This window comes from Streptomyces mesophilus (assembly GCF_011044995.1).
GTDB classification, from domain to species: domain Bacteria; phylum Actinomycetota; class Actinomycetes; order Streptomycetales; family Streptomycetaceae; genus Streptomyces; species Streptomyces mesophilus.
Genome location: NZ_JAAKZW010000472.1, coordinates 1 through 1,005, shown reverse-complemented (window position 1 = coordinate 1,005; position 1,005 = coordinate 1). Strand labels below are relative to the sequence as shown.

General features: G+C 75.0%; 1 protein-coding gene. It reads left to right on the top strand.

Annotation, left to right across the window (positions count from 1 at the left end):
• Positions 1–167 precede the first annotated feature (167 nt).
• Positions 168–1,005 (top strand): sirohydrochlorin chelatase (locus G6045_RS40635; protein WP_165337267.1); only part of this gene is annotated, 838 nt, incomplete at its 3' end.

Below are 1,005 nucleotides of genomic sequence, written 5' to 3'. Positions count from 1 at the left end.
CCTCGGAGCACCGCGGCCACCGGCCCCCCACAGGCCGCACAGCACCCCCACGCCACCCAGCATCCCGCAGGCCACTGACAATCCTTCGGGTGGGGAGGTGAACTCGGGGAAACCACCCGTCATCGCCACGCAACGACCCGGCAATGTGCGCCCGCCAGTCTTGTCCCATGACGGCTTCGAGCGCACGTTCCGCCTCTCGCATCGACGAGCCGCTGCCGCTGCCACGCGAGATCACCTTCTCCGGCACCGCCGAGACCACACTCGACAGCACCGCGCAGCTCATGGGCCGGATTACCGCCCAGCTCGGCAGCCAGCTCAGCCACGTCGGCCTCGACGGCCGCCGGCACGCGGAAGCCGACCCCGCCCCGGCCCTCGTCCTGGTCGGCCACGGCAGCCGCAACCCCGCGACCCTCGCCACCGTCAAGGTGCTGCGCGAGCGCATCCGCGAACTGCGGCCCGGTCTGAACGTGCGGCTCGGGCATATCGAGATCGACGAGCCGCTGCTCCCCGACACCCTCGCCGGCCTCGCCGCCGAAGGCACCGCGGAGGCCGTCCTCGTACCGCTGCTCCTGAGCCGCGGCTTCCACGTCAAGCACGATCTGCCCGCCGCCGCCGGTGCGGCCGCCCTGCGCACCCGGATCGCCGAGCCGCTCGGGGAGCATCCGCTCCTGATCGAGGCGCTGTACGACCGCCTCGTGGAGGCGGGCTGGCCCGGCGAGCGGCAGATGACCGAGCGGATACGGCGGGGCAGCGGAGTCGTCCTCGCCGCGGCCGGCTCGCGCGACCCCGAGTCGGCCGCCGGTACCCGCCGTATCGCGGGACAGCTCGCCGAACGGCTCGGCGTCCCGGTCGTCGCCGCCTACGCCTGCGCCGCGGCGCCCGCCGTACCGGCCGCGGTCCGCGCGCTCGCCGCCCGCGGCCGGCACCGGGTCGCGATCGCCTCGTGCTTCACGGCCCCCGGACGCTTCGCCGCGGCCACCACCCAGGCCGCCCCCTGGATCGCCT